The organism is Candidatus Methylomirabilota bacterium, from assembly GCA_036001065.1.
Taxonomy (GTDB): Bacteria; Methylomirabilota; Methylomirabilia; order Rokubacteriales; family CSP1-6; genus MNEF01.
The window spans coordinates 1-22,381 of the sequence record DASYUQ010000131.1; the positions used below are offsets into that span (position 1 = coordinate 1).

The 22,381-nt window shown below is 69.2% G+C and carries 22 protein-coding genes; 15 read left to right on the forward strand and 7 right to left on the reverse strand.

The annotated features are described in order from the left end of the window. Positions 1–962 (reverse strand): hypothetical protein (locus VGV13_12900; protein HEV8641991.1); only part of this gene is annotated, 962 nt, incomplete at its 3' end. 149 nt (positions 963–1,111) lie between these two features. Between VGV13_12900 and VGV13_12905 the strand changes: the two genes are divergently transcribed. Genes VGV13_12905 through VGV13_12925 form a run of 5 tightly spaced genes read left to right on the forward strand, consistent with a single transcriptional unit; the run spans position 1,112 to position 5,501 of the window. Continuing rightward, the gene (locus tag VGV13_12905; protein HEV8641992.1) at positions 1,112–1,636 is read left to right on the forward strand and encodes a PH domain-containing protein; all 525 of its coding nucleotides are present in this window, start codon (positions 1,112–1,114) and stop codon (positions 1,634–1,636) included. Beyond that, complete coding sequence (locus VGV13_12910) at positions 1,596–2,324, forward strand: hypothetical protein (protein ID HEV8641993.1); 729 nt, start codon at positions 1,596–1,598, stop codon at positions 2,322–2,324. Before VGV13_12905 ends, VGV13_12910 begins: the two co-directional genes overlap by 41 nt. A 9-nt stretch (positions 2,325–2,333) precedes the next feature. Beyond that, positions 2,334–3,887 carry a benzoate-CoA ligase family protein gene (locus tag VGV13_12915; protein HEV8641994.1) on the forward strand — a complete coding sequence of 518 codons (1,554 nt, stop codon included), beginning with the start codon at positions 2,334–2,336 and terminating at the stop codon, positions 3,885–3,887. Next, complete coding sequence (locus VGV13_12920) at positions 3,884–4,657, forward strand: ABC transporter ATP-binding protein (GenBank protein ID HEV8641995.1); 774 nt, start codon at positions 3,884–3,886, stop codon at positions 4,655–4,657. Before VGV13_12915 ends, VGV13_12920 begins: the two co-directional genes overlap by 4 nt. A 43-nt stretch (positions 4,658–4,700) precedes the next feature. After that, positions 4,701–5,501, forward strand: coding sequence for an ABC transporter permease (locus VGV13_12925; protein ID HEV8641996.1), 801 nt, complete (start codon positions 4,701–4,703; stop codon positions 5,499–5,501). Positions 5,502–5,507: 6 nt separating this feature from the next. Here the strand turns inward: VGV13_12925 and VGV13_12930 are convergent, their stop codons facing one another. After that, positions 5,508–5,693, reverse strand: a complete 186-nt coding sequence (locus VGV13_12930; protein HEV8641997.1) for a hypothetical protein — start codon at positions 5,691–5,693, stop codon at positions 5,508–5,510. Positions 5,694–5,831: 138 nt separating this feature from the next. Between VGV13_12930 and VGV13_12935 the strand changes: the two genes are divergently transcribed. From VGV13_12935 to VGV13_12980, 10 genes are all read left to right on the forward strand, one after another. Next, on the forward strand, positions 5,832–6,842 hold the full coding sequence (locus tag VGV13_12935) for an ABC transporter substrate-binding protein (protein ID HEV8641998.1): 1,011 nt from the start codon (positions 5,832–5,834) through the stop codon (positions 6,840–6,842). Then, positions 6,839–7,741, forward strand: coding sequence for an FAD-binding protein (locus tag VGV13_12940; protein ID HEV8641999.1), 903 nt, complete (start codon positions 6,839–6,841; stop codon positions 7,739–7,741). The genes VGV13_12935 and VGV13_12940 overlap by 4 nt, the downstream gene beginning before the upstream one ends. Continuing rightward, entirely contained in the window at positions 7,738–9,234 is a 1,497-nt protein-coding gene (accC, locus tag VGV13_12945; GenBank protein HEV8642000.1) for an acetyl-CoA carboxylase biotin carboxylase subunit, read from the forward strand. Before VGV13_12940 ends, accC begins: the two co-directional genes overlap by 4 nt. Then, positions 9,231–9,731, forward strand: a complete 501-nt coding sequence (locus VGV13_12950; GenBank protein ID HEV8642001.1) for a biotin/lipoyl-containing protein — start codon at positions 9,231–9,233, stop codon at positions 9,729–9,731. The genes accC and VGV13_12950 overlap by 4 nt, the downstream gene beginning before the upstream one ends. Beyond that, the gene (locus VGV13_12955; GenBank protein ID HEV8642002.1) at positions 9,731–10,471 is read left to right on the forward strand and encodes an amino acid ABC transporter ATP-binding protein; all 741 of its coding nucleotides are present in this window, start codon (positions 9,731–9,733) and stop codon (positions 10,469–10,471) included. The genes VGV13_12950 and VGV13_12955 overlap by 1 nt, the downstream gene beginning before the upstream one ends. Positions 10,472–10,483: 12 nt before the next feature. Continuing rightward, on the forward strand, positions 10,484–11,341 hold the full coding sequence (locus VGV13_12960) for a transporter substrate-binding domain-containing protein (protein ID HEV8642003.1): 858 nt from the start codon (positions 10,484–10,486) through the stop codon (positions 11,339–11,341). Between the two features lie 43 nt (positions 11,342–11,384). Continuing rightward, positions 11,385–12,104 (forward strand): amino acid ABC transporter permease, encoded by a 720-nt coding sequence (locus tag VGV13_12965; GenBank protein ID HEV8642004.1) that lies wholly within the window; start codon positions 11,385–11,387, stop codon positions 12,102–12,104. 406 nt (positions 12,105–12,510) lie between these two features. Further along, on the forward strand, positions 12,511–13,188 hold the full coding sequence (locus VGV13_12970; GenBank protein ID HEV8642005.1) for an amino acid ABC transporter permease: 678 nt from the start codon (positions 12,511–12,513) through the stop codon (positions 13,186–13,188). Between the two features lie 26 nt (positions 13,189–13,214). Further along, positions 13,215–14,636, forward strand: coding sequence for a Glu/Leu/Phe/Val dehydrogenase (locus tag VGV13_12975; protein HEV8642006.1), 1,422 nt, complete (start codon positions 13,215–13,217; stop codon positions 14,634–14,636). A 61-nt stretch (positions 14,637–14,697) separates the two neighbouring features. Then, positions 14,698–16,425 carry an amidohydrolase family protein gene (locus tag VGV13_12980; protein ID HEV8642007.1) on the forward strand — a complete coding sequence of 576 codons (1,728 nt, stop codon included), beginning with the start codon at positions 14,698–14,700 and terminating at the stop codon, positions 16,423–16,425. Here the strand turns inward: VGV13_12980 and VGV13_12985 are convergent. The 5 genes from VGV13_12985 to VGV13_13005 all read right to left on the reverse strand — a co-directional run bounded on the left by VGV13_12985 (position 16,389) and on the right by VGV13_13005 (position 22,334). After that, on the reverse strand, positions 16,389–17,234 hold the full coding sequence (locus VGV13_12985; protein ID HEV8642008.1) for a carbohydrate ABC transporter permease: 846 nt from the start codon (positions 17,232–17,234) through the stop codon (positions 16,389–16,391). The two genes, VGV13_12980 and VGV13_12985, sit on opposite strands and share 37 nt — an antisense overlap. Next, positions 17,234–18,169: a sugar ABC transporter permease gene (locus VGV13_12990; GenBank protein HEV8642009.1), complete on the reverse strand. Its 936-nt coding sequence runs from the start codon at positions 18,167–18,169 to the stop codon at positions 17,234–17,236. Before VGV13_12990 ends, VGV13_12985 begins: the two co-directional genes overlap by 1 nt. Before the next feature lie 3 nt (positions 18,170–18,172). Further along, on the reverse strand, positions 18,173–19,456 hold the full coding sequence (locus VGV13_12995; GenBank protein HEV8642010.1) for an extracellular solute-binding protein: 1,284 nt from the start codon (positions 19,454–19,456) through the stop codon (positions 18,173–18,175). A 95-nt stretch (positions 19,457–19,551) separates the two neighbouring features. Next, positions 19,552–20,583 (reverse strand): DUF6282 family protein, encoded by a 1,032-nt coding sequence (locus VGV13_13000; protein ID HEV8642011.1) that lies wholly within the window; start codon positions 20,581–20,583, stop codon positions 19,552–19,554. A 140-nt stretch (positions 20,584–20,723) separates the two neighbouring features. Further along, on the reverse strand, positions 20,724–22,334 hold the full coding sequence (locus VGV13_13005; protein ID HEV8642012.1) for a long-chain fatty acid--CoA ligase: 1,611 nt from the start codon (positions 22,332–22,334) through the stop codon (positions 20,724–20,726). Between the last annotated feature and the right edge of the window lie 47 nt (positions 22,335–22,381).

The following is a 22,381-nucleotide window of genomic DNA, read 5'->3' on the forward strand; positions in this document are numbered from 1 at the left end:
TAGGCGTTGCCGGCGGTGTCGACGGCGATCCCAGAGCCCCCGTCAAGGCCACCGCTCCCGAGGTAGGTGGAGTAGAACAGCACCGGGTCGATGATCAGCGGCTGGCTGGCGACGTAGGCCGCCACCCGAAAGCTGACCTGATGCCTGTCCGTGAGCACATAGCCGCCCTGAATCTCTGTCCTGACGCCGTCGACCTCCTGGTAGATGACGGGCTTCCGCTGGCGGATCGGTCCGGCGGCCGTGTGCAGCACGAGGTCCCCCTGGGCATCCACTTCCAAGCGGGCGGCGCCCTGGAAGCCGAGGACGATCCGGGTGGGGTCGGCGCCCGGGCGCACGACGAAGTCGTACTCGAGTTGCCGCTGGTTGCCGTAATAGATGAGGTCGATGCCCGGGTAGATGTCGTCGTATCGCACCTTGGCGTACGTCGGCACATTCGTGCGCCACGTCGTGGGATCGTTGCCCATGAAGTAGTTGGCCTTGCCGGGGAGCTCCTGCAGCCCGGTCACGCGTGGAGTCGTGTTCGCGCCAGCGAATATCATGCGAATGGCGGTCACGGTCGCCAGTCCTCGCGGCGCCGGTTGGCCATGTGCGATGGGCTTGCGCGCTGGCGGCTCTCGCTTCGTCAGAACGACCATTGCGTCGGTGGAGGTGAGGAAGAGCGTCTGCCCGGGACCGCGGGCGAGAAATTTGACTTGGGGATCAGTCTGCCCGCGATTGGCCTCGAAGGACAAGGGCAGCTTGCCGTAGGTCTCGCTCACCCGTACCTGGACAGCTTGGTTCGGCTTGGAGCTGGTCACCAGCGCAAGACTTCGCTCGGTCGAAGACGTGATGTCGTCGACATTCGCGGCTGACCAGCCTAGCGGCTGCAGCATGAGACCTGCTGCAATGAGCCAACCGAACGGAAGGGGCGACAGCCGAAGCGACCGGCGCAGGGATCTGCTCATGCCCATGGCTTTCCTCACTCGCCTTGCTGAGCGGAGGATCGAGCGAACAGCAGGAGTGGAACATGGACCGACGCCAAGCAATACCGACGATCGCAGGAAATTGAGACCCCCGGATGGACGCCTCTAGACCCCGGATGGGGGCCCACGAGGGGGGTGATGAGAGTAGGATGAGCGGCCAAAGGGCCGTGACCACGAATCTCGACGACTTCGGCACCACGCTAGGCGCGCGCGAGCGATGGTCGACGCTGGCGGCCGTCGGGCTCGGCGTGGTCGGGATGACCGCCCTCGGGCTGGTCTTCACGGTCAGGAGCGGCGACGTGCGCTGGCTGTTTCTGAGCCTGCCGCTCACGCTGGTGCTCTTCGTGGTGGGACGGCTGGCGCCGACGGGCTATCGGCTGGCCGCGGACGGCGTCCACGTCGAGCGGCGCGCCGGCCCCAAGGTCATCCCGTATCGCGTCATCCGCTCCGTCGATCGTGCGCCGCGCCCCCTCCGCGGCCTCAGCCTGACCGCCTCCAAGGGCGTCTTCGGCCGCTTCGGGCGCTTCTGGAACACGACGCTCGGCTTCTATCGCCTCTTCGTCACCAACAGCGACGGCGTCGTCTGGCTCGAGACTTCCGACGGCTGGGTGGGGCTCTCGCCCGATCGCCCCGATGACTTCGTCGAGCGCCTGCGCGGGCGGCTGGGACGCTGACGTCGTGCTCCGCCGTCGGCGTCCGGTTGCGGCCTGGTGTGCGTGGGCGGTGGGACTGGCCGTGGTCACCGCCGCCGCGCTCAGCGCTCTGCTCGCATGGGATCCTCGAGTGGCGGCCCAGATCGTCAGCGAAGATCAGACGATCGAGTGGCTGCAGGTGGCGCTCTTGGCCGGCGCCGCGGGCTTCTGCCTCGTCGCGGCGACCCGACGGCCTCCGGCGCTGGACATTCTCCTCGTCCTCATGTTCGCCGGGATGATCGAACTCGAACTCGACCTCGACCGGAGGATCTTCGGGGTGCCGGTCATCGACACGCGGTTCCTGATGAGCCCGGCGGTCCCCCTCGGAATCCGGCTCCTGGTGATCCTCGTCCTGGCAGGGCTGGCGGTGGCGGTGCTCGCCTACGCCTGGCGGAGACGCGAGGACCTTTGGCGGGAGGCGCGGATCATGGCGCGTGAGCCCTGGGGCCGCCTCTTGCTGGCGGGTGGCCTCCTCCTTGGGCTGGTCCAGCTCTTCGAGAGCCGTTTGAACGCGCTCCTGCCCCTGCCCCGGTACTTCCTCGAGGAGTCCCTCGAGCTGCTCGCTGTGTTGTACTGCTTCGTGGCTTTGGCCTGGCGGGCGCGCCACGTCAAGACGGGTGGGCCTGACGCGCCGGGCTCCCGGTCCCGGCCGGGAGGCGTTTCCGGTTAAGATTGATCGGTGATTCCGACCGCGCGCCGGCCTGAGCGCTTCAACGCCGCGGCCTTCTTCGTGGACCGGCACCTGGCCGAGGGACGCGGCGCTCGCACGGTCTTCCGCCACGCGGGATGCGCCGTGACCTACGCGGAGCTGGCCCGAAGCGCCAACCGCGCCGGCAGCGCGCTGGCAAGCCTCGGCGTCGAGATCGAGAATCGCGTGCTGCTCGTCCTCAACGACTCGCCGGCGTTCGCCGCCGCCTTCTGGGGCGCCGTCAAGACCGGGGCCGTGGCCGTCCCCGTCAACCCCCTGATGACCGACGAGGAGTACGCGTTCATCCTGGCCGACAGCCGCGCCAAGGTCGTCATGGCCGAGGCCGACGTGGCGACGCGGCTGACGGCCCTGCGCTCCCGATGCCCCTGGCTCCGGGCCGTCGTGGCCGTGGGCCGCCGGGTCGCCGACGCGCTCTTCCTGGACGACCTCGTGGCCGGCGCCCCTTCCACGCTGCCGGCCGCGCCGACGTTCGGAGAAGACATGATGTACTGGGGCTACACCTCGGGGTCCACGGGTCTGCCCAAGGCCGCCGTCCACTCCCACCAGGACTTCGTGGCGGCCGCCGACCTGGTCGGGGCGGGCGTCTTCGGCCTCGGCCCCGACGACCTCGTCTTCTCGGCGTCGAAGATGTACTTCGCCTTCGGTCTGGGCAACACGCTCTACTTCCCGGCGCGGGTCGGCGCGGCCGCGGTGCTGGTGGAGCAGCGGCTCGATGCCGAGCGCGCGTTCGAGGTGATCACCGCCGAGCGGCCGACCGTCTTCTTCGCGGTGGCGACGCTCTACGCCCGGATGCTCCACGTGAAGGAGGCGGAGCGGCGCTACGATCTCCGGTCGCTCCGGCTCTGCGTCTCCTCCGGCGAGGCGCTGCCGCCCGCGGTGTTCGATGGCTGGAAGGCGCGGTTCGGCCACGACTTGGTGGACGTCGTCGGATCGACCGAGGCGCTGCACGACTTCATCGCCAATCGTCCCGGCGCCGTGCGCCGGGGCTCGGCCGGCCAAATCGTTCCCGGCTTCGAGGCAAGGCTGGTCGACGATGCGGGCCAGCCCGTCCCCACAGGCGCGGTTGGGCACCTGCTCATCAAGGGCCCGACGACGTCGCCGTACTACTGGAACCGGCTCGAGCGGACGCGCGCCACGATGCTCGGCCAGTGGCTCCGTACGGGCGACATGTTTTGGCAGGACGCCGACGGCTACTTCTACTTCGCCGGCCGCTCGGACGACATGCTCAGGGTCGCCGGCCTGTGGGTCGCCCCCGCCGAGATCGAGGCCGCGCTGGTCGAGCATTCCGCCGTCATCGAGGCGGGCGTCGTCGGGCGCCTGGACGCCGACGGGCTCACGAAGCCTCAGGCCTTCGTGGTGCTGAATGACGGCCAGACCCCCTCCGCCGAGCTCGCTGCCGAGCTGGTGGCGTTCGTCAGGTCTCGACTGGCGGGTTACAAGAGCCCCCACTCGATCGAGTTCGTCCCCGAACTGCCCAAGACGGCCACCGGCAAGATCCAGCGCTTCCGTCTGAGGGCGCCGTGAGGGTCCTGCTGGAGGGCCTGTCCAAGACGTACGCGGACCGCCACGGCCACCCGGTGGAAGCACTGCGCGAGGTGAGCGCGGCGGTGGAGTCGGAAGAGTTCGTGACGATCGTGGGCCCCTCCGGCTGCGGCAAGTCCACGCTGCTGCAGATCGTGGCCGGCCTGCTGGCGCCGAGCGGGGGGCGCGTGTACTTCGAGGGCGCGGCCACGGCGGGCCGGCTGATCACCGCGATGGTCTTCCAGGAGTTCGCCCTGTTCCCCTGGCGGACGGCGCAGGCGAACGTGGAGTTCGGGCTCGAGGAGCTGGGCGTGCCGGCGGCCGAGCGGGCGCGCCGGGCGCAGCAGTACATCGAGCTGGCCGGGCTCGGGGGGTTCGCGGGCAAGTACCCCCACCAGCTCTCGGGCGGCATGCGTCAGCGCGTGGGCATCGCGCGGGCCCTGGCGGTCGACCCGGCGGTGCTGCTGATGGACGAGCCCTTCTCCGCGCTCGACGCCCAGACCCGGCAGCTCATGCAGGAGGAACTGCTCGCCATCTGGGAGCGGACGCGGAAGACGATCATCTACGTCACGCACAACATCCAGGAGGCTGTCTACATGGCCGATCGGGTCATCGTGCTCTCGCGCCGCCCGGGGCGCGTGCTGGCGGAGGTGCCGGTGGAGCTGAAGCGGCCCCGGGTCGAAGCGATGGTTGCCGAGCCCGCCTTCATCCAGACCACCGACCGGATCTGGGGCCTCATCAAGGATCAGGCGCGGCAGGCGCTGGTGGAATGAGCGCGCCCTGTGGGCGCGCCTGTGAAGGCGCCCCCTCCGACCTATGAGCGCAGTCACCCGTATCACCGTGCAGGACCGCACGGGGTTCCTCCGGCGCCCCGATCATCGGCTGCTGCGCCTGCTGGCCCTGGTGGGCCTGGTGGCGCTGTGGGAGCTGCTGGCGCGCATCGGCTGGGTGCCGGTGCTCTTCCTGCCCTCGCCCCTGGGCGTGCTGCGTGAGGGCTGGGAGATGCTCGTCACCGGCGAGATCCTCGTGCACCTCGGCGCGAGCCTCCGCCGCCTCGTCCTCGGATTCGCGATCGGGGGCGGGCTGGGGGTGGTCGTCGGGATCACGGTCGGCTTCTTCGCGGTGGCGGAGGCGATCGGCACCCCGTTGATCGCGGCGACGTTCCCCATTCCGAAGATCGCCCTGCTGCCGTTGCTGATCCTCTGGCTCGGCCTGGGCGAGGCCTCCAAGGTGGCAGTGATCGCCCTCGGCGTCTTCTTCCCGATGGCCATCAACACCTACACGGGCGTGCGCCAGGCCGACCCCCTCCTGATCCGGGCGGCCGTCGCCTTCGGCGCGCGGCGCTCGGGCGTGATCCGCAAGGTGATCCTGCCTTCGGCCCTGCCCATGATCTTTGCCGGGCTCCAGCTCGGCGCCGGCACCGCGCTGCTGCTGCTGGTCGCCGCCGAGATGATCGCCGTGGAGTCCGGCATCGGGTTCCTCGTGCTCCACGCCGGCAACATCATGGCGACGACGAAGCTCATGGTGGGGATCGTGCTGCTGTCGCTTCTGGGGGTGGTTTCCCACTGGGGCCTGGGCCGCCTGGAGCGCCTGGCGATCCCCTGGCGGGTGGGGTGACGCGGGTCAGGCCAGGCTCAGCACATACTTGATCGCCGCGACGCAGGCCAGCATCCACACGAGGACGAGGAGCGCGCCGCGGAACGCGCGCCCGGGCCCGGAGCGATGGCGGCAGCCCGTCATCTTCGTGAGGCGCAGGGGGTTCGAGGGACGGGCCAGCCGTGACGTGGTCGGGGCGCTCGGTTTCGGCATCGGCTCCTCCGTCCGATCGAGAGTCGTTCCCAAACCGGATGCCTTTGGCTCCGTTCGGCGTCAGGATAGACTGAACCGCTCGCGCGGACGGCAAACTTTATTGACGGTCACCACCGAATTCGGGAGGGAGGGGGAGGGATGCGCTGGATCCTGGCAGTCCTGTCCATGGCCGTGCTGCTGGCCGGCTCAGCGGCCGGCGCCTCGGAGCGGGTCAAGGTCGGAGTCCTGAAGCTGACCTCCTCGGCGCCGATCTTCATCGGCGTGGAGAAGGGCTTCTTCAAGGAGTACGGGGTCGATCCAGAGCTGGTGTTCTTCCAGGCCGCGGCGCCGATCGCCACGGCGCTGGCCGCCGGCCAGGCGGAGGTGGGGGCCACCGGGCTGACGGCCGCCCTCTACAACATCGTGCTGGGGGGGGAGAAGCTCTGGATCGTCGCCGACAAGGGGCGGGAGTGGCCAGGCTACCCGCTCACGGCGATCGTCGTCCAGAAGGAGCTGTGGGAGACCGGGCTGCGCACGGTCCGCGACCTCAAGGGCAAGCGCATCGGCGTCACCCAGCTTGGATCCACGTTCCACTACCACATCGGCAACATCCTCGAGAAGGAGGGCCTCACCCTCGAGGACGTCAAGATCGTCCCGCTGCAGGCCTTGCCGTCCGTGATGGAGGCGCTGAAGGGCCGGCAGGTGGAGGCGATCCTCATCCCGCAGCCGTTCCCGGGGACGGCGGAGGCGCAGGGCTTCGGCAAGATCCTGGCGTGGGCCGGCGACCTGTTCCCCTGGCAGATCGCCACGGTCTTCTACTCCAGGAAGTTCGCCGCCGAGCGCGCCCGCGCCGTCAACTTCATGAAGGGCTACGTCAAGGCCTCGCGCTACTACCACGACGCGGTCCTGGTCCAGAAGGACGGGCGCGTCCAGGCCGGCCCCCACTACGACGAGGTCGTGGCCGTCACCGCCAAGTACATCGGGGCCAAGCCCGAGATCATCCGGCTGGGCTTTCCCTTTCAGGACCGCAACGGCCGGCTCCTCGTGCCCGACATCGAACGGCAGATGGCGTGGTGGGTCCGGCACGGGTTCGTGAAGTCGACCATTCCCCTCAAGGACATCGTCGACACGTCGTTCGTCGAAGCGGCCGTGAACGCGGTGCGCGAGTGACCCGCGTCGCCGTCATCGGTGGGGGCGGGGCGGCGATCCGGGCCTGCCACGCCGCCGCCGTGCGCGGCGCCCGGGTGACGCTGATCTCGAAAGGGACGGCCGCGGCGTCGGGCTGTACACTGGCCGTCGACTCGAAGATCGAGTTCTCGGTGGTGAACTGGCCGATGCCCGACCCCGACACCGCGTCGACCTACGCCGCCGATCTCCAGGCGATCGGGTGCGGGCTCAAGCGCCCCGAGCGGCTGCGGCTGTTCGCCGAGCGGTCGGTCGACGAGATCGGCCTGCTCGAGCGGCATGGCGTGCCGCTCAAGGACGCCGGGCGCTCCCGCCGCGTCCAGCTCGCCGGCTCGAGCTATCCGCGCGGCATCGTCTGCCCGCCGCGGTTCGGCGCGCGCGTGTTGCAGGCGCTGTGGGCGGCGACCCGGCGCGACCGCGTGATCCCCAACCTCTTCGCGGCAGGTGACGTCGCCGACAGCGTGCAGGGGGCGGATCGCATCAACGGCTCCGGCATCATGGAAGCGCTGGTCTTCGGCGCCCTCGGCGGCGCCGGCGCTGCCGAGGCAAGGGCTACCACGAGGAAGGCGCCGGCGATGCCCGCGGCGTATGGGCGCCGGTCGCCCCATCCGAGCGGGCGTCTGCTAGAGTGGCGGCGCCGGCTGGCCTCGGTGATGGACGAGGTGCTCGTGGTGCGCGACCGCCAACGCCTGAGCCGTCTCGAGCCGATGCTGAGCGACAATCTCCGGGAACTGGAGGACGGAGGGCTCGTCGGAGAGACTCCGGCGACGACGCGGCTGCTCCATGAGCTCAGGTCGACCCTGACGACCGCCCTCCTGGTCGTGCGCGCGTCGCGGCGCCGCGAGCAGGACCTGGGCCTGTTCCTCACGACTCGAAGCCGATGAAGATCGCCAAGGTCCTGGTCGCCAACCGCGGGGAGATCGCCGTCCGGATCATCCGCGCCTGCCGCGAGGCCGGCATCGGAGCCGTGGCCATCTTCTCCGAGGCCGACCGTGATGCGCTGCACGTCCAGATGGCCGACGAGGCCTACCCGATCGGCCCCCCGCCGGCGGTGGAGAGCTACCTGGCTGCCGAGAAGATCGTCGGCGTGGCGAAGGCCGCGGGCGCCGACGCCGTCCATCCCGGCTACGGCTTTCTCGCCGAGAACGCGGCCTTCGCCGAGGCCTGCGCGGAGGCCGGGCTGACCTTCATCGGCCCGCCTCCGGCGGCGATCCGGGCGATGGGCGACAAGACGGCCGCACGGCGGATCGCGCGCGAGCTGGGCGTGCCGCTGGTGCCGGGGACGCTCGAGCCCGTGACCGGCGACGAGGCGGCGCGGGCGGCGGCGCGGAAGATCGGCTACCCCGTCATGATCAAGGCCGCGCTGGGCGGGGGCGGCAAGGGGATGCGGCTGGTGCGCCGCGAGGAGGACCTGGCGGGCGCGCTCCGGCTGGCGCGGGGAGAGGCGCAGAGCGCCTTCGGCGACGCCTCGATCTATCTCGAGCGCGCCCTCGTCGAGCCGCGCCACATCGAGGTGCAGGTGCTCGCCGACGGGCAGGGCCGCGTGATCCACCTCGGCGAGCGCGAGTGCTCCATCCAGCGGCGCCACCAGAAGCTGGTGGAGGAGAGCCCCTCGCCCTTGGCCGACGCCGCGTTGCGCGAGCGCCTGGGCGAGGCGGCCTGCCGCATCGCCCAGGCGGCAGCCTACGTCAACGCCGGCACCGTGGAGTTCCTCGTGGACGCCGAGCGCAACTTCTATTTCCTGGAGATGAACACGCGGCTCCAGGTGGAGCATCCGGTGACCGAGCTGGTGACGGGCATCGACCTCGTGCACGAGCAGCTCCGTATCGCCGGCGGCGAGCCCCTCGGCTACGGCCAGCCCGACGTCCGGGGGCGGGGCGTCGCCATCGAGTGCCGCATCAACGCCGAGGACCCGTTCGCCGGCTGGCTGCCCTCCCCGGGAACGATTCGGGGACTGCGAGTCCCGTCGGGGCCCTGGGTGCGCGTGGACTCGGGCGTGTACGAGGGCTACCCGGTGCCGCGCTTCTACGATACGTTGCTGGCCAAGCTCATCGTCTGGGGCGCCGACCGGGCCGCCGCGATCGACCGCATGGCGCGGGCGCTCGCCGAGTACAGGGTCGTCGGCGTGCGCACCACCATTCCCCTGCTCGAGCGGATCATGGCGCATCCGGACTTCCGAGCTGGGCGGCTCTCGACGGGCTTCCTCGACCGCGTCATGCCCGATCTCGGCGCCGGGCAGGGCCGCCACGCGTCCATCGCGCTCATCGCGGCGGTGCTCGCGCAGTACGAGCGCCTGGGCCGCGGGACGCTGGCGGCGCCGCCCCCCAGCGCCTGGCGACAGGCGGCGCGGCCGGGCTGGCGGGGGCGCCCCGAATGAAGTTCGTCGCGACCGCCGGCGACCGCGCCCAGACCGTCGAGATCAGCGGCGGCCGCGGGCAGTATCGGGTCACCATCGGCGAGCAGGTGTGGGAGGTGGATGCACGCCGGACCTCTCCGGGGATCTACTCGCTGCTCGTCGGCGGCGTGTCGTACGTCGCCGACGTCACCGAGCAGGAGGATGTCGCGATCGTCGAGGTCGCCGGTGAGATCTACGCGGTGAAGGTCGAGGAGGCCACGCGCCACGTCATCCGCACCCGGGGCGGCGTCGCGGCCGCCCCCGGGCCCCGGACGCTCGTCGCGCCGCTGCCGGGTCGGATCACGCACGTCGCCGTGACGCCGGGGGACCGGGTGCGGGCGGGGGACACGCTGCTGGTCATCGAGGCCATGAAGATGGAGAACGAGTTCAAGGCGGCCGCCGCCGGCACCATCAGCGAAGTCCGGGTCCAGGCCGGTCAGCCCGTGAATGCCGGAGATGTGTTATTGGTAATCGCCTGATGGCCGAGCCGGCGATCGCGTTCCGACGGGTCAACAAGTTCTTCGGCCGGCTCCGCGTGCTGAAGGACATCGACCTGGTGGTCGCCGCCGGCGAAGTGGTCGTCGTCTGCGGTCCGTCGGGCTCGGGCAAGAGCACGCTGATCCGCTGTGTCAACGCGCTGGAGCGGGTCCAGAGCGGCGAGATCGTGGTCCTGGGCGAGTCGGTGACGAACGCCGGCGCCAACCTGACGCGGCTGCGGACGCAGGTGGGGATGGTCTTCCAGTCGTTCAATCTGTTCCCCCACATGACCGTGCTCGAGAACATCATGCTGGCCCCGCGCAAGGTCCGGGGGCTGGCGCGGGCGGAGGTCGAGAAGACCGCGCGCGCCCTGCTGGAGCGGGTGGGCATCCCCGACAAGGCGGACAGCTACCCGGCCAACCTCTCGGGCGGGCAGCAGCAGCGCGTCGCCATCGCCCGGGCGCTGGCCATGCACCCCAAGATCATGCTGTTCGATGAGCCGACCTCCGCGCTGGACCCGGAGATGATCAACGAGGTCCTGGAGGTGATGACCGACCTGGCCCGGGACGGGATGACCATGATAGTGGTCACCCACGAGATGGGGTTCGCGCGCCGGGTGGCCCGCCGGATCGTGTTCATGGACGGGGGCGCGGTGGTGGAGGAGGCCGCCCCGGAGGCGTTCTTCGCCAGCCCCCAGTCGGACCGCGCCCGGCAGTTCCTGTCCAAGATCCTCTCACACTGAACGGAGGCTTCAATGAAGCGACTGCTCGCGCTGCTCCTCACCCTCGCCGTCGTGCTCGGCGGCGCCGTGCCCGCGCTCGCCGAGACGACGCTCGAGAAGATCAGCCGCACCGGCACCCTGACCATCGGCACCCGCACCGGCTCGCCGCCGTTCGCCTTCATCAACAAGCAGAACGAGTGGGTGGGGTTCTCGATCGATCTCGTCGAGCAGGCGGTCAAGCCGGCGATCGAGCGGAAGCTCGGCAAGCCGGTCAAGGTCGAAAAGAAGGAGTCCACGCCGCCGACCCGCATCCCGCTGCTCTCCTCCAACGCCGTGGACCTCATTGCCGGCACCATGACCGACACCCGCACCCGGCGCGAGAGCGTGGACTTCAGCCTGACCTTCTTCGTCACCGGCGCCCAGTTCCTCGTCAAGAAGGGCAGCCCCATCAGGGGCATCGATTCCATCGCGGGCAAGCGCATCGCCGCCCAGCAGGGCTCGACCAACGCGCGGATCATCCGGGAGCGGGTGCCCACCGCGCAGCTCCGCGAGTTTCCCGACCAGCCGGCCGCCTTCCAGGCGCTGGCCCAGGGGCAGGTTGATGCCTTTACCAACGACGGAATCCAGCTGGCCGGGCTGGTCGCCAAGGCGCCCAACCCCGGGGAGTGGGCGATCGTGGGCGACTTCTTCTCCTACGAGCCCTACGGGATGGCCATGCGCAAGAACGAGTCGGACTTCCGCCACCTCGTGAACGTGGGGCTCATGGAGGCCATCGAGTCCGGCAAGTACTTCGAGCTCTACGAGAAATGGTTCGGGCCCAAGGGCGAGGTGCCCTATCCGCTGACGGCCGACAACAAGCGCTTCATGACCCTGCAGGTGGTGCCAAAGTAGTGCGAGCCGCAGCCGCAGGCGAGGCGCGCCTGAGGCGAGTCGCTTGACGTACGAGTTCAACTGGAGCGTGCTCTGGAGCGGCCAGTCCGGCGGCTGGCTGCTCCAGGGCCTCCTCACCACGCTGGAGATCTCCGCGCTGGCCTGGCTGCTGGCGGTGGCGCTGGGGATCCTCTCCGGCGCGCTGCGCACGGTGCCGTGGCCGCCGCTCAGGGCGGCGGCGACGTGCTACGTGGAGTTCTTCCGCAACGTGCCGCTCCTGGTCTGGATGTTCTTCTGGTACTTCGGCATCCCGCCGCTCCTGCCCCGCGGCGTGCAGGACTGGCTCTTCAACCACGGCGCCGAGTTTTGGGCCGGCACGTTCGCGCTGGGCGTCTATCACGGCGCCCGGATGTCGGAGGTCATCCGCTCCGGCATCCAGTCGATCCCCCGGACCCAGTTCGAGGCCGCCCAGGCAATCGGGCTCAGCGTGTGGCAGGCCTACCGGCTCGTGATCCTGCCGATCGCCCTCCGCCTGATCGTGCCCCCGGCCACCAACGAGTCGCTGAACCTCTTGAAGAACTCCTCGGTGGCGCTGACGATCAGCGTGGCCGAGTTGACGTTCCAGACCCGGCAGATCGAGACCTACACCGCCAGGGCCATCGAGGCGCTGACCGCAGGCACGCTGATCTACCTGGTGCTGTGCGTCTCGATCGCAGCCGTCATGACGCGCCTGGAGCGCCGCTTCGCCATCCCCGGCCTGATCGCGCGGGTGGGAGCGGGCTAGTGCCGGTCCAATTTAACGTCGCCATACTTCGTTCTCGGACTCACGCAGGCTCGCCTCGGGCAGCAGCCGCCCTGCGGCTTCGCACGACTGGTCCCAGGCTCGCTTCGGACGGGCAGGATTCTCCGGGTTCGCTCGCCTCGGGCGCAGGGGCCCCAGCCCCTGGCCGCCCTGCGGCTCGCCCAGCGGCCCGCCGGCGTCCTGCGGCTCGCACTCCCACGCCGGTCCTCGACGTACAACCGCGTACGCCTCCGGCCGGCGCCTCCCTCCGAGCCGATGAAGCGTCGCTTCGCAGCGGCGGCCGCTGCTCAGCTCCTCCTGCGGCGCCTCGTCTGGCTCGTTACTTGGACCGGCACCCGGCAGGGCACCCGTTGAGGCCTCGCCGGAACCGGGTGGGAGCGGGCTAGCGATGCTCGACCTCTCGGTCATCGTCAACAACTTCACGTTCCTCGTCGTCCAGGGCCTGCTGGGCCTCGGCGGCTTCGCCGGGGGGACGCTGCGGCTGGCCATCCCCGCCATCGGGCTGGGCTTCCTGCTCGGCATCTTCATCGGCCTGGCCCGGCTGACCGGGGTGGCCTCGGTCCGGGTGCCGGCCACGCTCTACGTCGAGTTCTTCCGCGGCGTGCCGCTGGTGATGGTCATCTTCTGGATGTGGTTCGTCATCCCGCAGCTCCTGCGCCTGCCCATCCCCGAGTACGGCGTGGCCCTCACGGCCTTCGTGATCTTCGAGGCGGCCTACTTCGGCGAGATCGTGCGCGCGGGCATCCAGTCGGTGCCACGGGGCCAGGTGGAGGCGGCGACGGCGCTGGGGCTCTCCGGCGCCCAGGCCATGGCCTACGTCGTGCTGCCCCAGGCGCTGCGCAACATGGTGCCGTCGATCGTCACCCAGATGATCGTCCTCTTCAAGGACACCTCGCTGGCCTCGATCATCGGCTACGTGGATCTGACCAAGGCGGCTCAGATCGTCAACAACCGTGAGATCCGGCCCTTCGAGCTGTACCTCTTCATCGCCCTCGTCTACTGGATCTTCACCTACTCGATGTCGCGGGCGGCGCGGCGGCTCGAGCAGCGGGTCGCCCAGGCATGACCGGAACCCGGCGCCAGAGGAGATGCATGGCCACAGCCAACTCCGCTCCCAGCTTCTTCGAGACCGTCAACACCTACTTCGAGAAGGCAGCGGCGTTCACGGACTACCCCCAAGGCCTGCTCGATCAGATCAAGGTCTGCAACAGCGTCTACGCCTTCCAGTTCCCGGTGCGGACCTCGCGCGGCCTCGAGGTGTTCTCGGGCTGGCGCGTCCAGCACAGCCACCATCGGGTGCCCGTCAAGGGCGGTATCCGCTTCGCCCCCGAGGTCAACGAGGACGAGGTCAAGGCGCTGGCCGCGCTCATGACCTACAAGTGCGCCATCGTCGACGTGCCGTTCGGCGGCGCCAAGGGCGGGGTGCGGGTCGACACCAAGAAGTACTCCGCGCAGGAGCTGGAGCAGATCACCCGGCGCTACACCGCCGAGCTGATCAAGAAGAACTTCATTGGTCCCGGCGTCGACGTGCCCGCGCCCGATTACGGCACCGGCCCCCGCGAGATGGCGTGGATCTACGACACGTACTCGGCGTTCCACCCGGGCGCCATCGACGCGATGGCCTGCGTGACCGGCAAACCCGTGACCCAGGGCGGCATCCGCGGGCGCGTCGAGGCCACCGGCCACGGCGTCTACTTCGGGTTGCGAGAGGCGTGCGGCGTGGCCGAGGACATGAAGCCGCTCGGCCTCTCCACCGGCCTCGAAGGCAAGACCGTGGTGGTCCAGGGGCTGGGCAACGTCGGCTACCACACGGCGAGGTTCTGCCAGCAGGCGGGCTGCATCATCGTCGCCCTCTCCGAGCGGGAGGGCGCGGTCTACCGGGCTGAGGGCCTCGACGTCGAGGCCGTCGTCAAGCACCAGAAGGAGACGGGATCGATCCTGAACTTCCCCGGGGCCAAGAGCATCTCGCCGACCAACCGGGCGCTGGAGCTCCCCTGCGACATCCTGATCCCGGCCGCGCTCGAGAACCAGGTCACCGCCGACAACGCGCCGCGGATCCAGGCCAAGATCGTGGCCGAGGCGGCCAACGGCCCCACCACTGCGGAAGCGGAGAAGATCCTGCTGGACCGGGGCGTGCTCATCATCCCCGACATTTACCTCAACGCCGGCGGCGTGACCGTCTCCTACTTCGAATGGGTCAAGAACCTTTCCCACGTCAGGTTCGGCCGGGTGGGCAAGCGCTTCGAGGAGGCGGCGTTCGACCGCATGCTCTCGGCCATCGAGAAGGCGACCGGCCGGATCTTCCCCGACGAGGAGCGGCGCAAGATCGCCCGGGGGGCCGACGAGATCGATCTCGTCAACTCCGGGCTCGAGGAGACGATGATCACCGCCTACCACCAGATCCGCGAGCTCAGGAATCGTGACGCCCGCATCCAGGACATGCGGGCGGCCGCCTTCCTCAACGCGCTCCACAAGGTGGCGGCGACCTACATCGAGCTGGGGATCTTCCCGTAGTGCCGGCTGCGCGGGGCCGGCGTCGATGCTACGATCGCGCCGGCGCCCAGGAGGGTCTCCCATGACGCATGATCTGGTGATTCGCGGTGGCCTCATCGTGGATGGTACCGGCGGTCCCGCCCGGCCGGGGGACGTCGCGGTGACGAACGGCCGCATCGCGGAGGTCGGCGCCGTCGGGGCGGGCGGACGGCAGGAGATCGACGCCGCCGGCCTGGCGGTGGCGCCCGGCTTCATCGATCCCCACACTCACTATGACGCCCAGCTCACCTGGGACCCCCTGGCCTCGTGCTCGTCGTGGCACGGCATCACCACCATCGTTACCGGCAACTGCGGCTTCACCATCGCGCCATGCCGGCCGGACGACCGCGGCACGCTCATGCGGATGCTGGAGTACGTGGAGGGCATGTCGCTGGAGGCGATGGAGAAAGGCATCCGCTGGGAGTTCGAGACGTTCCGCGAGTACCTCGACGTCCTCGACCGCGCCGGCCTGTGGGTGAACGTGGGCGCCTTCGTCGGCCACTCCGCGATCCGCCAGTACGTCATGGGCGACGCCGCCTGGGAGCGGGCAGCCTCGGAGGCCGAGATCGCCGAGATGCGTCGGGTGGTGAAGGACGCGATGGCGGTCGGGGCCGTCGGCCTCTCGACCTCGGCGAACACGAACCACGTCGGGGGTCGTGGCCGTCCCGTGCCCAGCCGGGTGGCGGAGGAGCACGAGCTGACCCGCCTCGTGGCCGCGATGGGCGAGACCGGGCGCGGGATCCTGGAGGTCACGATCGGCGGCACCCGCCCCGACCGCGTCGCGGAGATCGACCGGTTCGTGGAGCTCTATCGGGCCGGCGGGCGCCCGGTCACGCCACTCTCGCTCCGCCACAACCCGCTGCGCCCGGACGAGCACCGCACGATCCTGGGCCGCTTCGAAGCGCTCCACCGTGAGGGCATCCGGCTCTATCCACAAGTTACGTGCTCGCCGCTCACCGCCACCTTCCAGCTCTCGGGCGCCTTCGTGTTCTACCGCTTCCCTGTGTGGCGGCGGGTCATGGAGACGCCGCCCTCGGGCTGGCAGGCGCTCTTCGGTGACCCCGCCTTCCGCGCCGAGTTCGCGGCGACGGTGGGCCGCTCGGCCCTCTTCACCGGCGATGCGTCGCCACTGCGCGTGCACCGGGTGCACCGGACCGTCCACGCCCGCTTCGTGGGCCGGACGGTGCACGAGGTCGCTGCGGCCATGGGGAAGGAGGTCGTGGACGCGTTCTTCGACCTGGCACTCGACGATGAGCTGGGGACCGAGTTCACCGTGGCCATCATGAACACCGACGCCGCCGCCGTGGCCGAGATCTTCACCCATCCCCTGGCCCTGCTCGGGCTCGGCGACGCGGGCGCCCACCTGACCCTCTTCTGCGAGGCGGGCCAGACGAGCCGGCTGCTCGGGCACTGGGTGCGGGAGCGCCGGGCGCTGTCGCTGGAGGAGGCGGTCCGCCGCATCACCTCGATGCCCGCCGACGTCTTCGGCCTCGCCGATCGCGGGCGCCTGGCACCGGGTCTGGCCGCCGACATCGTCGTGTTCGATCCGGACACCATCACCGAGCATCCGCCCGAGCTGGTGCACGATCTGCCCGACGGCGGGCCCCGCCTGGTCCAGCGGGCCAGCGGCATCGCCTGGTCGTTCGTCAACGGTCGCGCCCTGATCCGAGAGGGCCGGGTGCCCGAGGCGCCCGACGGGCCGGGGCCGGGCCGGGTGCTGCGTCCCGGGGTTTCTTACTTCACGGCGCCGGCGGTGAGCCCCGAGACGTAGTAGTCGAGGAAGAAGACGTAGAGGATCACGATGGGCACCGAGCCGAGCACCGCCCCCGCCATCAACCCACCCCAGAAGTAGATGTCGCCCCGGATCAGCTCACTGGTCACGCCCACGCTGGCCGTGATCTCGTCCGACGACGAGGTGAAGGTCAGGGCATAGATGAACTCGTTCCAGGAGAGCGTGAAGGCGAAGAGCACCGCGCAGACCAGGCCGGGCACGGCGATCGGCAGGACGATGCGGAGCAGCGCCTGGAGCCGCGTCGCCCCATCCACCATCGCGCACTCCTCCACCTCCTTGGGCACCGTCCGGAAGTAGCCCATCAGCAGCCAGGTGCAGAACGGGACCAGGAAGGTCGGGTAGGTGACGACCAGCGCCCACTTGGAGTCGGCCAGCCCCAGCCAGTGCACGACCTGGGCCAGCGGCAGGAACAGGAGCGACGTCGGCACCAGGTAGGTGACGAAGATTCCGGTGCCGAAGGGGCCCACGCCGAAGAAGCGCAGGCGGGCCAGGGCGTAGGCCGCGATGGTGCCGAGGACCACGGAGACCGTCGTGGCCAGCACCGTGACCAGCAGGCTGTTCTTCGTCCAGATCAGGAACCCCGTGTCCCAGAGCAGCTTCTGGTAGTGCTCCAGCGTGGGGCCCTCGCGAATCAAGAGCGGTACCGCGTGCCGGTCGTACAGCTCGCGGTCCGTCTTCAGCGACGTCAGCGCCATGTGATAGAAGGGGAACAGCGCGAAGACCAGGAAGGGCACCAGCCCGAGGTGCCGCGCGATTTTCGTCAGCAGCGGACGCCGCTTGACCGTCATCAGTACACCTGCCGGCGCACGAACTTCAGCTGGGCCCACACGACGAGCATCAGGACCGGGAAGAGGTAGAGCGAGATGGCCGCCCCCTGGCCGATCTGCCCGGACTCCAATCCCACCTGGCGGGCGAGCGTGGCGAAGAGGTGGGTGGAGTTGATGGGTCCGCCGTGGGTCAGCACGTAGACGATGTTGAAGTCGCTGAAGGTGAAGATCGTCGAGAACAGCACGACGATGGCCAGCACCGGCTTGAGCATGGGCAGCGTGACGTGCCAGAAGCGGGCGACCGGTCCGGCGCCGTCGGCCTCGGCCGCCTCGTAGAGCTCGCGCGGGATCGACACCAGCCCGGCCAGGATCGTGATGGCGAAGAAGGGCAGCCCCCGCCAGACGTTCACCGTGACGACGGCGGTCATGGCGTAGTACTTCTGCCCCAGCCAGTTGGGCCCGGGGGGATCCATCAGCCCCAGCGCGAGCCCCGTCCAGTTCACCACGCTGTAGAGGGAGTTGAACATCCACCACCAGCCCAGCGTGCTGAGCGCGGTCGGGATCACCCACGGCAGCAGCACCGCTCCCCGGATCATCCGCTTGAACCAGAGCTGCTGGTTGAGGAGCAGGGCCAGGGTCATGCCGAGGACGAGCTTGAGGGCGACGGAGGCGCCGGTGAAGACGAAGGCGTTCTGGAATGTCTGGCGGAAGGCGTCGCTCTCCCATAGCCCGACGAAGTTCCGGAGACCGATGAAGTGGCTGGGACGCCCGATGAAGGCGTTGGACATGGCGAAGTAGAGGGCCATGCAGAACGGGTAGGCGACCAGCAGCGTGATGAGGAGCAGGGCGGGGGTGACGAAGGCCGGGCCCAGGAACCGCTCGTGGTCGAGCAGCTCCCAGACCCGGAGCCCGGGCCGGGGAACGACCGGTCCGACGCGGACGCTACCGACGGCCACCGGTCACCCGCTGATGATCCGCTTCATTTCCTTCTCGGCCCAGGCGATGGCCTCCTTGGTCGGCGTGCCGGTCACCGCCTTGGCAATCATGTTGGGGAGGATGAACTCGTTGGTGATGCGCTGGACCTTGTCGCTCGGGGGCGCCGGCCAGCCATAGGCGTGGAACTGCACGCCTTCCTGCTTGAGCGCGGCGAACTTGGGGTCGGTCTTCAGCACCGGGTGGTCCAGGAGACTCGCGTACACCGGCAGGTTGAAGGCGTCTCCCGACATGATGTACTCGTCGTAGACGTCCTTCTTCGCGAGCAGATAACGGATCCACTCCTTGGCCGGCTCGACGTTCTTCGAGAACTTCCAGATGCCGATGTGGCGCGGCACGTCGGTCTCGTGGCGGCCGTGGGGGCCAGCCAGGCTCCGGTGGTGGTTGATGCCGTCGGCGGTGACCATCTTGCGGTTCCGCGCGACGATGTAAGCGCTTATGGGGTTGTGGATCCAGCCGGCCTTGCCGGCGTTGAGCGTGTCGTTGTTGCTGGCGTCGGTCCAGGAGAGGACCTCGGGCTCCATGCAGTCGCGGAACATCTTCTTGTACCACTCGATCATCTGTTCGGTCGCGGGCGAGCTGATCCGCACGGTCTTGCCGTCGCGGTCGATCTCCATACCGCCCAAAGACCAGAGGACGGGGCCGGCGGTGGAGATGGTGTCGTAGTTCTGGCTGATGGGGATCCCCACCGGGTGCCCCATCTTCTTCAGCTCCTTGCCGACGGTGTAGAGGTCCTCCCAGGTGTCGGGCACCTTGAGGCCCGCCTTCTTGAACAGGTCCTCCCGGTAGCTCCCGACGAAGAACGTGTGGTACTGGGGCACCGCCCGCCAGACGCCGCGGACGTTGGCCGTCTCCTGGGCCGAGGAAAGGGCCTTGCCATACTTCTTCTCTAGCTCGGCGACCAGGTCGGACACCTCGACGAGCTGGGTCTCATACAGCCACGGAAAGTGCATGCGCATCTCGATCAGGTCGTGCCCGGCCTGGCTCTGCACCTCGGAGGCGTACTTCGCCGCCTGCTGAGGGTGGGCGATGTGGTCGATCTTGATCTTGATGCCGGTGTCCTTGGCGAACCGCTGGCCGATCTCGGCCAGCTTCTTGTCTGAGGCCGGGGCGAAGTTGTTCCAGCAGAGGTACGAGATCTCGCGCTGCTGGGCCACCGCCGGCGGGGTCTTGGCGGCCAGGATACCGGCCAGGCCCGCCGTGCCCGCCGCCGCGCGCCCGAGGAACTGTCGCCTGCTGAGATCGCTCATACGCTCCTCCTAGTGCCGTTCCAACTTGTTGATACTAAATCTGTCCACGAACGACGTACACGGTGCCTTCCTAGGCGCGAATAGTTGGAACGGCACTAGAGGCCAAGCATGGCGGCGGCGTTGTCGCGCGCCACCATCCGGATCTGGGCGTCGGTGAGCCCTTCCGCCTTGAGGCCGGCCACCATCGCCTTCATGCCGTCGACGTGCGAGGGGTTGCCCGTCTGGCCGAGGTCGGAGCCCATGACGACGTGCTGGGCACCGATCTGCTTGATGGCCTCGGCGTTGTCCTTGACCGAGACCTGCTTCCAGTGCCGCATCCAGGCCATGTGGGCGTTGGGACCCATGAGCGCGCCCAGGAAGTCGATCTCGATCTTGGCTCCCGTCGCCGCCGCCTGCTTGATCTGCTCCATGGACATGTTGTTGACGGTGAAGAGTGCGTGGGTGACGACGACGTGCTTAACACCTACGTCCTTGGCCTGCTTGACCAGGGCCAGGGCCTCGGCGCCGGAGGAGTGGCCCGTGCAGAGGACGAGGTTCTGCTTGGCGCAGATCTTCATGACCTCGATGACGGCCGGCAGCACCCGGCCCTGGGCGTCCACCACCTTGATGCCCTCCGGCGCGTCCTTGAAGGTCTTGACGTGGTTGTCGGCGTCGAAGGTGGGCAACCAGACCACCTTGCCAAGCCCACCCTCCATCCGCCACATCCACTGCACGGCCTCCGGGTTGATCCCGTAGGGCCCGTTGAGTACGATCCCGCCGAAGATCGGGATCTTGCCCTCAACGTGCCGCTTGGCCAGGAAGGCGCGGGCGCCCGTCTCCATCACGTGGTTCTTGAGCACGAGCGCGCCCATCTTGGCTTCCACGGCCTTGCGGGCCACCTCGTTGTCGTCGATGGCCCGCCCGAAGACGTCGGGCGAGGAATGCACATGGAGGTCGATCATGCCCTCGATGGGGCTGGTCAACGGAGGCGGTGGCGGGAAGACCCGCACCTGGGCCTCAGCCGGTCCGGCCGCCTTGAGGCCGGCTAGAGCCAGCGTGCCCATGGCCGCCGTCCGGAGGAACTCTCGGCGTCCCCTCGGGTCACCGTGACCACAGCAGCACGTGAGCTTCCAGCGCTTGATCCTCATACGACTCCTCCGTGAGAGATGGGAGGGTTTCGCCAGCTGAATCCCGTCATGGTTCTCCCGCGAGCCTGGTGCGGGGGAGGATAGGGCCCGGGGCCGACCGTGTCAACAGCCGGCCGGCTCACTGCCGGCCGGCTCACACCTCACTTCGGCGTCCAGTCCTTGAAGCGCTCGCGCAGCACCTTCTTGTCGAACTTCCCGACGCTGGTCTTGGGCACGGCGTCGATGAGGACGACCGCGTCGGGCAGTGCCCATTTGGCCAGCTTCGGCCGCAGATAATCGAGGATCTCGGCGGGGGCGAGCTCCGCACCGGGCTTGGGGACGACGCAGGCCAGCGGGCGCTCCACCCACTTGGGATGGGGCACGGCGATGACCGCCGCCTCCAGGACCTTGGGGTGGCCCATGATCAGCGTCTCGACGTCGATGGACGAGATCCACTCGCCGCCCGACTTGATGAGGTCTTTGGTCCGGTCGGTGATCTGCACGTAGCCCTCGGGATCGAGGGTGGCCACGTCGCCGGTCCGGAACCAGCCGTCCGGGGTGAAGCGGTCGGCGGATTCGGGGTTGTTGTAGTAAGACCGGATCACCCAGGGGCCGCGCACCTGCATCTCGCCCATGCTCTGGCCGTCCCAGGGCTGCTCGCGCCCCTCGTCGTCCACGATGCGGAGATCGACGCACACGGTGGGATAGCCCTGCTTGGCCCGAATGGCGTAGCGCTCCTCGTCGGGAAGCGTCTCCATGTAGGACTTGAGGCGGCAGATGGTGCCCAGCGGCGTCATCTCGGTCATGCCCCAGGCGTGGAGCATGGGGGCCCCGTACTTCTTGTCGAACTTCTCGAGGAGCGTCCGGGGCGCGGCCGACCCGCCGATCGGAATCGCGCGGATCGAGGAGACGTCCCGCGGCGGCTCCCCTTCCAGGATCGCGTCGATGGCGATCCACACCGTCGGCACCGCGCCCACGAACGTGACGCGCTCGTTGTGGACGATCTCGACGATGTCCCGCGGCTGCGGGTTGGGACCGCCGAAGAACTGGGTGGCGCCGTTCATGACGCCGGCGAAGGGGACGCACCAGGCGTTGGCGTGGAACATGGGGACGATGTGGAGGATGATGTCGCGCTCCGAGATGCCGAGCACGTCGGTCATCGACGACGCCATCGAATGCAGGAAGATCGCCCGGTGCGTGTAGACGGCGCCCTTGGGGTTGCCGGTGGTGCCGGAGGTGTAACACATGCCGGCGGCGTCGGTCTCCTCGAGCTTCGGCCAGGCCGTCACCGGCGTGGCGCTGCCCAGGAGCTCCTCGTAGTCGAGCGCGCCGGGCGGGATCTGGGCGTCCGGCGTGTCCTTCATGACGATGACGTGCTCGACCGAGGGGAGCTGCCGGCGCAGCGGCTCCAGGGTCGGCCAGCAGCTCGCGTCCGCGATCAGCACCCGGTCGGCGGCGTGGTTCACGATGTAGGTGATGTCCGGGGCGGAGAGCCGGATGTTCACGGTGTGAAGGACGGCGCCCATCATGGGCGCGGCGAAGTAGACCTCGAGGTGGCGGTGGGAGTTCCAGGCGAAGGTCCCCACCCGGTCGCCCTTCTTCACGCCGAGGGAGCGCAGGGCGCCGGCCAGGCGCGCCGTGCGGTCGGCGAAGTCGGCGTAGGTGGACTTCACGAGCCCCACGCCCGGCACCCGCGTGCCCAGCGTCTTCTTCGGGAAGAGCTTGCGCGTGCGTTCGAAGAAGTGGGTGATGGTGAGCGGGTAGGGCATCATCAGGTCGTCCTGAGGTGCGCTCATGGGTCGGAGGGGGCGACTTCACA